This is a genomic window from Psychrobacillus sp., from assembly GCF_056205495.1.
In genome coordinates this window covers 1-7,405 of sequence record NZ_JBAEAP010000229.1, presented here as the reverse complement: position 1 = coordinate 7,405, position 7,405 = coordinate 1, and the positions used below count along the sequence as shown (strand labels likewise).

The 7,405-nt window shown below is 40.0% G+C and carries 7 protein-coding genes; all 7 read right to left on the bottom strand.

The window, feature by feature from the left end; all coding sequences use genetic code 11:
* On the bottom strand, nucleotides 1-426 hold a 426-nt coding region (gene pyrE, locus AC06OU_RS06600; protein ID WP_475854804.1), incomplete at its 3' end, for an orotate phosphoribosyltransferase.
* Nucleotides 423-1,133, bottom strand: a complete 711-nt coding sequence (pyrF, locus tag AC06OU_RS06595) for an orotidine-5'-phosphate decarboxylase (protein ID WP_475854802.1) — start codon at nucleotides 1,131-1,133, stop codon at nucleotides 423-425. The genes pyrF and pyrE, both read right to left, overlap by 4 nt.
* The gene (locus AC06OU_RS06590; RefSeq protein ID WP_475854800.1) at nucleotides 1,130-2,044 is read right to left on the bottom strand and encodes a dihydroorotate dehydrogenase; all 915 of its coding nucleotides are present in this window, start codon (nucleotides 2,042-2,044) and stop codon (nucleotides 1,130-1,132) included. The genes pyrF and AC06OU_RS06590 overlap by 4 nt, the downstream gene beginning before the upstream one ends.
* Nucleotides 2,041-2,817 carry a dihydroorotate dehydrogenase electron transfer subunit gene (locus AC06OU_RS06585; protein WP_475854797.1) on the bottom strand — a complete coding sequence of 259 codons (777 nt, stop codon included), beginning with the start codon at nucleotides 2,815-2,817 and terminating at the stop codon, nucleotides 2,041-2,043. Before AC06OU_RS06585 ends, AC06OU_RS06590 begins: the two co-directional genes overlap by 4 nt.
* A complete protein-coding gene (gene carB, locus AC06OU_RS06580; RefSeq protein ID WP_475854796.1) occupies nucleotides 2,814-6,011 on the bottom strand; it encodes a carbamoyl-phosphate synthase large subunit in 3,198 nt (1,065 codons plus the stop codon). The genes AC06OU_RS06585 and carB overlap by 4 nt, the downstream gene beginning before the upstream one ends.
* Entirely contained in the window at nucleotides 6,004-7,104 is a 1,101-nt protein-coding gene (locus tag AC06OU_RS06575; RefSeq protein WP_340884234.1) for a carbamoyl phosphate synthase small subunit, read from the bottom strand. The genes carB and AC06OU_RS06575 overlap by 8 nt, the downstream gene beginning before the upstream one ends.
* The coding region (locus AC06OU_RS06570) for an amidohydrolase family protein (RefSeq protein WP_475854793.1) at nucleotides 7,101-7,405 on the bottom strand (305 nt) is incomplete at its 5' end. The genes AC06OU_RS06575 and AC06OU_RS06570, both read right to left, overlap by 4 nt.

Here is a 7,405-nt window from a genome sequence, read left to right as displayed (position 1 = left end):
CTCAGCTTTTTGAAGCTCTTCAACTGCTGTTAAGCTACTTCCTCCAGTGGAAATTAGATCTTCGACGACTACTACCTTCTGACCTGTCACTAGTTTACCTTCGATTTGGTTTCCTCGACCGTGCTCTTTTGCTTTTGAGCGTACATACATCATCGGAAGCTCTAATACATCACTTACCCATGCCGCATGAGGAATACCCGCTGTTGCCGTTCCCGCCAAGGCCTCCGTTTCTGGAAAATTCTTTTGTATTGCTTCAGCAAGACCTTTTGCAATATCCTTACGAATGACCGGAGAAGACATCGTTATGCGATTATCACAATAAATTGGTGATTCTATTCCCGATGCCCACGTGAAAGGATCGTTTGGTTTTAGTTCTACTGCCCCTATTTCAAGAAGTGCTTTTGCAATTTTATGTTCAAGTGTCATGCTTGTTCCTCCCACATTTTTAGAATAGTTTTATAAGCCTCTACGGGATTTTCTGCTTCTGTGATTGCACGTCCGACAACAATGTGAGAAGAGCCTAGCTTTTTAGCATTAAAAGGAGTTGCTACTCGAACTTGGTCGTGTGCTTCTCCAGCAGATAGTCGTATACCTGGAGTAACTCTTAAAAAGTCTTCCCCACACGCTTCTGCTATTTTCTTTGCCTCTAGTACGGAGCATACTACACCATCTAATCCTGCTTTTTGGGAAAGCCTAGCATAATGAAGAACTGATTCCTCTAGAGTTTGTTTAATCAACTGTTCCTCTTGCATTTGCTTCTCAGAAGTGGAAGTTAATTGAGTAACGCCTATAATAGCAGGTCTTACTTTACCGGCCGAAGTTCCGGCTTCTAAGCCTTCACGAGCTTTTGCCATCATATTCTCTCCTCCAGCTGCGTGGACATTGATCAGATCTACTCCTAAACGTGCTAATCCTTTCATCGCCTGTCCAACTGTATTTGGAATATCATGTAGCTTCAAATCTAGAAAGACATCATGTCCTTTTTCCTTAAGCTTATAAACGATGGCTGGACCTTCCTGCATAAATAGTTCCATTCCAACCTTCACAAAAAGAGATTCCTCAAAAGGTGTTAAAAAACGGTAAACTTCTTCTGCTGAAGAAAAGTCTAATGCGATAATGGGGCTGTTTTTCATAATCGATGGCTCCTTCCAACTAAATCGTTTACTGTTTTATACCCGAGCTCATCTAACTTTTCTGGTAATTGATCGATTAAAGTCGGACAAATAAATGGATCAACAAAGTTAGCCGTGCCTACAGCAACTGCACTTGCTCCTGCAGATAAGAAGTCTATGACATCATCTATATTCGACACCCCACCCATACCGATAATTGGTAAAGATACTTGTTTAGCTACTTCATATACCATGCGAAGGGCAACAGGTTTGATGGCGGGTCCTGACAGACCACCAGTTACATTAGCGATGATAGGGCGTCCAGTTCGAGTGTCTAGACGTAAACCAAGTAACGTATTAATCATAGTTATTCCATCTGCACCGCCAGCTTCTACTGCTTTTGCAATTTCTACTACGTTTGTTACATTTGGAGACAATTTTACATAGACGGGAACGCTTGAAACTTCCTTGACAGCTCTTGTTAATTCTTCTGCTATTAGGGGGTCTGTTCCAAACGTAATTCCACCTTGTTTAACATTTGGACACGAAATGTTTAGCTCTAGAGCGTATACGTTAGGTGCCTTTGAAATAGCCTCAGCAACACCAACATAGTCCTCTGTTAATGTCCCAGCTACGTTTGCTATGATGGGCACGTCATATTGTTCTAGCCAAGGAAGCTCGTTTGCCATGACCTTAGCTAGTCCTGGATTTTGTAGCCCAATCGCATTTAGCATCCCTGCAGGCGTTTCAGCTACTCGAGGAGTTGGGTTACCTAGTCGTGTTTCTAAGGTAGTTGCTTTAATCATGATCGCTCCTAATTTGGATAAATCATAGAGTTGAGCATATTCCTTCCCAAATCCAAAACACCCAGAAGCAGGCATGATCGGGTTCTTTAATGACAGTCCTGGTAATTCGACAGCTAATCTATTCATACTCGAATCACTCCTGACTGGAAGACTGGACCATCAGAACAAACTTTCAGATAGTCAACTTCCATTTTTTCCGTTGTCTCACATACACATGCAAAACATGCACCAATCCCACAGCCCATTCGTTGTTCAAAAGAGAGGTAACCTTCTTTATGTGGATACATTTTTTCCATAGCAGCAAGCATAGGCGTAGGACCACAGCTATAGTACACAGCAAAGTCGTCATTCATAGTTTCTAATACATTTGTTACAAACCCCTTATGACCATAGGTTCCATCTGCTGTAACTATATGTGTTTCACCAAGCTGGTTAAATAGCTCCTCGTAGAAAACAACATTCTCGGATTGAAAGCCCAATACATGGATTGGCTTCACACCTTTTTCAACTAATCTTATAGATAATTCATAGAGAGGAGGAACTCCAATTCCTCCCCCCACAAGTAATGCCTTATCACCTGAAGAGACTTTTTCTATTGGAAAACCTTGACCTAGGGGACCAAGTATATCTATATAATCCCCTGGTCTTTTCTCTGAAAGTAGTATAGTTCCTCTGCCCTCAGCACGGTAGATCATCGTAAATTCCGATGCTTCTCTATTTATAGAACAAATACTAATCGGTCTTCGTAGTAGTGGCTCCATTTGATGTGCCACACGTACATGAACAAATTGGCCAGGTTGTTTCATCTCCTGTACGAGCTGTCCCTTTAACGTAACCACAAAAATGTTCGTCGCAATTTTATGTTGAGATACAACAATCATCTGCTCCTGTTTAATCATGCACGGACCTCCTGTAGCTTCATCGTATCCGTTGAGAAGCTCATCGATTCAATTACTCGAACCATTGCCTCTGCCGTATCTAGAGAAGTTAAGCAAGGAATTCCATTTTCAACAGACTCTCTACGAATTCGGAAGCCGTCACGCTCGGGCTGCATGCCTTTAGTTAAAGTATTAATAACAAATTGCGCTTCCCCTTTTTGAATAACATCAAGTAAAGTAGTTCCCTTAGAACCAATTTTGTCTACAATATCTACTGGAATACCTGCCTCTTGAATTGCTTTAGCGGTACCCTCTGTTGCAATTATGCGGAAGCCAATTGCGTGGAAACGCTTAGCGATATCTGTTGCTTCATCTTTGTCTTTATCAGAAATCGTCATTAGCACTGAACCATGATCCTTAATTTCCATTCCTGCAGCTACTAGGCCTTTATATAGGGCTTTTTCTAATGTTATGTCTTTACCCATAACTTCTCCTGTTGATTTCATCTCTGGCCCTAGGGTAATATCTACACGGCGCAGCTTAGCAAAGCTGAATACAGGAACCTTTACATATACTCCCGGACTATTTGGTGCAAGCCCTGTTTTAAATCCTTGCTCTACAATGGATTTTCCTAAAATTGCCTTTGTTGCAATGTTTGCCATTGGAATCGATGTAATTTTACTTAAGAAAGGTACCGTACGGCTTGAGCGTGGGTTTACTTCAATTACATAAACCTCGTCTTTCGAAATAACATATTGAATATTCATTAAACCTACTATTTTTAAACCTCTTGCCAGTCTTGTTGTATAATCTACCAATGTGTCTATATGTTTTTGTGATAGCTTTTGTGGTGGATATACAGCGATTGAATCGCCTGAGTGCACTCCTGCTCGCTCAATATGCTCCATGATACCTGGTATTAGAACATTCTCTCCATCACAGATAGCATCGACTTCGACCTCTGTACCAGTTAAGTAACGGTCAATTAAAACGGGCTTTTCCGGGCTAGCTTCAACCGCATTTTCCATATAGTGTTTAATTTCATCTTCATTGTAAACGATTTGCATAGCTCGACCACCTAAAACATAAGAAGGTCTAACTAATACCGGATAACTAATTTCATTAGCTATTTCAATAGCCTCTTCTACAGATACTGCTGTCTTACCTAGCGGCTGAGGAATTCCTATTTCGTGAAGAGCAGCTTCAAATTTATTTCGATTTTCTGCTCGATCGATATCTTCTAGAGTAGTGCCTAATATTTTTACGCCTCGTTCTTCTAACGCTTCCGCTAGGTTAATCGCTGTTTGACCGCCAAACTGTACAACTACTCCTTTTGGCTTTTCAAGGTCCACGATGTGCATGACGTCTTCTACCGTTAAAGGCTCAAAGTATAATTTATCTGAGATGGAGAAATCGGTAGAAACTGTTTCTGGATTATTATTAATAATAATAGCTTCATAGCCTGCTTCTTTGATGGCCCATACAGAGTGAACTGTTGCATAATCAAATTCAACTCCTTGCCCGATTCTAATTGGACCAGAACCAAGTACGATGACACTTTCTTTATCCGTTCGAATGGATTCGTTTTCCTCTTCATATGTCCCGTAGAAATAAGGAGTTTCTGATTCAAACTCTCCTGCACAAGTATCTACCATTTTGTAAACTGGTGTAATTCCATGTTCCTTTTTAAAGTTATATACTTCTATTTCTTTCACGTTCCAATACTTTGCTATTGTCTTATCAGCAAAGCCCATTCTTTTTGCTTTATATAGAATTTCTTGATTAAAAGGATTCTCCTGTATTACCCTTTCATATTGCACGATGTTCTGTAATTTGTTTAAGAAAAACAGATCTATTTGAGACCACTCATGTATTTGCTCGATGCTCACACCACGGCGAAGTGCCTCTCCTATAAAGAATAAGCGCTCATCTCCTGCGCGACGAATTCTTTTGGCAATCCATTCGTCTGTAATGGATTCGCTGTTCTTCATTTCCAAATGGAAGTGACCTGTTTCTAAGGAACGGACAGATTTTAAGATTGCCTCTTCAAATGTACGTCCTAGTGACATTACTTCTCCGGTTGCCTTCATTTGTGTTCCAAGGTTACGTTTTGCCGATTCGAATTTATCGAAAGGCCATCTAGGAATTTTTGCAACAATATAGTCCAAAGCTGGCTCAAAGCAAGCATATGTCTTCCCAGTTACCGGATTCATCATTTCATCTAGTGTAAGTCCTACTGCAATTTTTGCTGCAAGCTTCGCGATTGGATAGCCAGTTGCCTTTGATGCAAGTGCTGATGCACGACTTACACGTGGGTTAACTTCAATAATATAGTACTGGAAGCTATATGGATCTAAAGCAAGCTGCACATTACATCCACCTTCGATTTTCAGCGCACGGATAATCTTTAAGGAAACATTTCGAAGCATTTGGTTTTCACGGTCCGACAATGTTTGTGTCGGAGCTACTACAATCGAGTCTCCCGTATGAATGCCTACTGGGTCAACATTTTCCATATTACAAACAACGATTGCATTATCAGCTGAATCTCGCATTACTTCATATTCAATCTCTTTGAAGCCAGCAATCGATTTTTCTAGTAGACATTGAGTCACAGGGCTGTACTTTAAACCACTAGTTACGATTTCCACTAGATCTGTATCATTGTGACAAATACCTCCCCCGGTTCCTCCTAAGGTAAAGGCTGGTCTTACTATTACTGGGTATCCGATTCGCTCTACAAACGCCTTTGCTTCGTCTAGGTTGTGGATAATATCACTTTCCGGTACTGGTTCGTTCAATTCATTCATTAACGTACGGAATAAGTCGCGATCCTCTGCTTTATGAATCGCCTCTAGTTTTGTTCCAAGAATTTCAATTCCTAACTCATCCAATATACCTGATTCATCTAATTGAATCGCCATGTTCAAACCTGTCTGTCCTCCTAAAGTTGGAAGGATTGCATCTGGACGCTCTTTGCGAATGATTTTACTCACAAATGGAAGAGTAATAGGTTCAATATATACTTTGTCTGCAATTTCTGTATCTGTCATAATAGTTGCTGGATTTGAGTTTACTAATATTACTTTGTAGCCTTCTTCTTTAAGGGAAATACATGCTTGTGTCCCCGCATAGTCAAACTCTGCAGCTTGACCGATTACAATTGGACCAGATCCGATTACTAAAATAGTTTCTATATCTTTACGTTTAGGCATGTGAAGTCTCCTTTTTGCTTTCTTTATTCATTAGTTCAATAAATTGATCAAATAAGTGGGTTGAGTCCTCTGGACCGCATGACCCTTCTGGATGAAACTGTACACAAAACACGGGATATTTTTTATGTCTTACACCTTCAATTGTTCCATCATTTAATGCTAGATGAGTAATTTCTAAATCCGTGTTAGAGATTGAATCTGCATCAATCGCATAGCCATGATTTTGTGAAGTTAGCTCTGTTCTTCCAGTAGTTAAATCTTTTACTGGATGATTTCCACCTCGGTGACCAAATTTTAGTTTAAAGGATGTTGCACCACTTGCTAGTGAAATTAACTGATGACCTAGGCAAACTCCGAAGATTGGAACATTTCCTATTAGACCTTTTACCATTTCAATAGATTCTGGTATATCCGTCGGATCCCCAGGGCCATTAGATAGCATTACTCCATCAGGACGCATTGCTAAAATTTCTTTAGCTGATGTATTAAAAGGTACCACGATAACGTCACAGTCACGTTTGTTTAATTCTCTTAGTATTCCATGTTTCATACCGAAATCTACTAAGACAACTCGTTTACCTCGCCCTGGACTTGGATAAGGTCTCGTAATAGAAACCTGCTCCACTACGTTTTTAGGAATATCAGTAGATTTTAATGTTGCCACTGTTTCTTCCACATTCACTTCTTCTCCAGCAGCTGTTAGCGTTCCTTTTAGAGATCCGTGCTTACGAATAATGCGTGTTAGCTTTCGAGTATCTATTCCTTCAATTCCTGGAATATTTTTTAAAGTTAAAAATTCATTCAATGTACTTTGGTTACGGAAGTTAGATGGGTTCTCTGCTAGCTCTCGAACTACAACTCCTGACAAGGCAATCTCTATTGCTTCAAAATCATCTGGATTAATACCATAATTACCTACCATCGGATACGTAAAAGTAAGTATTTGACTGCAGTTGGATGGATCTGATATAGACTCCTGGTAACCGGTCATAGCAGTTGTAAAAATAACTTCTCCAATAGTCCCTGATTCACTACCAAATGCATTTCCTTTAAAAACAGTACCGTCTTCTAATATTAAATATCTTGTTTTCATGCTTGTTCCTCCTGCCATACGATTTCTCCGTTATAGATCGTTACTTGTGGCCAACCTGTACAAACCCATCCATCAAACGGAGTATTTGTTCCTTTAGAAAGGAATGCTTCTTTATCTATTTTTTGCTCTTTATTTAAATCTACTAATACTAAATCAGCTGGAGCTCCTACTTCTAGCTTGCAAAATTCAAACCCAAATACGTTCGCTGGCTTGATGGTCAAATAATCTAGCAGTTGCTTTAATGACCATTCCCCCGTTTTTACGAAATGAGTATACAGTAATGGAAAGGCTGTCTCTAATC

Coding starts and splice junctions, on each gene's coding strand:
- AC06OU_RS06575 (WP_340884234.1), bottom strand. CDS start 7,104: ATGAAAACAAGATATTTAATATTAGAAGACGGTACTGTTTTTAAAGGA.
- AC06OU_RS06585 (WP_475854797.1), bottom strand. CDS start 2,817: ATGATTAAACAGGAGCAGATGATTGTTGTATCTCAACATAAAATTGCG.
- carB (WP_475854796.1), bottom strand. CDS start 6,011: ATGCCTAAACGTAAAGATATAGAAACTATTTTAGTAATCGGATCTGGT.
- AC06OU_RS06590 (WP_475854800.1), bottom strand. CDS start 2,044: ATGAATAGATTAGCTGTCGAATTACCAGGACTGTCATTAAAGAACCCG.
- pyrF (WP_475854802.1), bottom strand. CDS start 1,133: ATGAAAAACAGCCCCATTATCGCATTAGACTTTTCTTCAGCAGAAGAA.